At 61.8% G+C, this 1,553-nt stretch carries 1 protein-coding gene; it reads left to right on the top strand.

Annotated elements, in window-relative coordinates; genetic code table 11:
• Positions 1 to 1,553, top strand: a 1,553-nt coding sequence (locus V7080_RS21480) for a putative bifunctional diguanylate cyclase/phosphodiesterase (protein WP_334190430.1), incomplete at both ends; no start/stop codon positions are given.

Genomic DNA, 1,553 nt, shown 5'->3' with positions numbered 1-1,553 from the left:
CCGCCGCTGATCCGGTTGCCGGAAATGCAATCGCCGCACGGCAGCCTTCTGGCGGCGGCAGACTGGTTCGAGGACGGCCGCAGCCGCTTCCTGAGCTGGCAAGGCCTGAAGGCTTATCCGTTCATCGCGATCGCCGGCATCGATGCGCAGGACGTGATGCTCCCCTACCGCAAGGAACGGGACACATCGATGGCGCTCGCCATGCTCGCCACGCTCGCCGCATTGATCATTGCGGTAATGGCGACAATTGCCTCGGCACGCCTGGTGCTCGCACGGTCCCACTCCAAGCAGTTGCGCGATGCCTATCGCATGGCCACCGAGTCGGGCAACGACGGATTCTTTATCTGCAAAGCGCTCCATGACGACGACGGAAACATCATCGACTTCAAGGTGATGGACTGCAATCGCCGCGGCGCGGAATTGATCCGGCGCCACAGGGACAGCCTCATAGGACTGCGCCTGTCCCGGCTGTACACGCAGCCATTCTTCAACGAGGCGCTGGCAATATTCCGCAACGCCATGGAAAGCGGCGTCTGTGAAGGGGAATACCAGGTCCCGCAAGGCAGCCTGGTCAACGCGAAATGGGCATACAAGAAACTGGTCCGCTCGGGCGACAGCCTGGCGATCACCATTCGGGACATCAGCGAAGCGAAACGCCACCTCGAAGAACTCGAACGCCGCGGCAACGAGGATGCGCTGACGTCGCTGCACAATCGTCACTGGCTGCACGCCTTTCTTCCCGAAGCGCTCGACCGGGCGGCAAAGCAGGGCAAGATGGTGGCCCTGCTGTTCATCGACATCGACGGCTTCAAGGCGGTCAATGATTCGATGGGACATGCCGCCGGCGACGAACTGCTGCGCATCGCCGCCTCACGGCTGCAATCCGTCCTCCGTCCGCAGGACAAGGTGGTGCGCCTCGGCGGCGATGAATTCCTGATCGTGCTGGAAGACGTCGAGCAGCAGGCCGACGCGTCCCACATTGCGCGCCGGGTGCTGGAAGTGTTCGGTGAAAAATTCAAGCTGAAAATGGGCATGCATACGGTCGGCGTGTCGGTCGGCATCAGCCTGTTCCCGAACGATGGCCGGGATGCGAAAACCCTCCTGCAGAACGCCGATATCGCGATGTACTCGGCCAAGGAAAGCGGCAAGGGCCAGTCGCGTTTCTACGACCCGGTGTTCTACGACAAGCTGCGCCTGCGCCTGGAAACCGAACGCAAACTGCGCGACGCCCTCGATCTCGACCAGTTCGTCATGTTCTACCAGCCGCGCCTCGACATGCGCACCGGCCGGGTATGCGGGCTGGAAGCCCTGATCCGCTGGAATCATCCCGAGGACGGCCTGATGGAGCCGATCCGCTTCATCACGATCGCGGAAGAAAGCGGCCTCATCCTCAACCTCGGCAGGCAGGCTATGGAAAAAGTCTGCGCGCAAATCGCGCAATGGTCGTCCGCCGATCATCGATGCGTACCGGTATCGATCAACGTTTCGCCGCGCCAGTTCCAGGAAGGCAACCTCAAGACCATTCTTGCCGGCTGCCTCGCACGCCACAATGT

This window comes from Noviherbaspirillum sp., assembly GCF_036846085.1.
GTDB lineage: Bacteria > Pseudomonadota > Gammaproteobacteria > Burkholderiales > Burkholderiaceae_D > Noviherbaspirillum.
The sequence above is the reverse complement of the archived record's forward strand: the minus strand, read 5'-3'. Positions and strand labels throughout refer to the sequence as shown.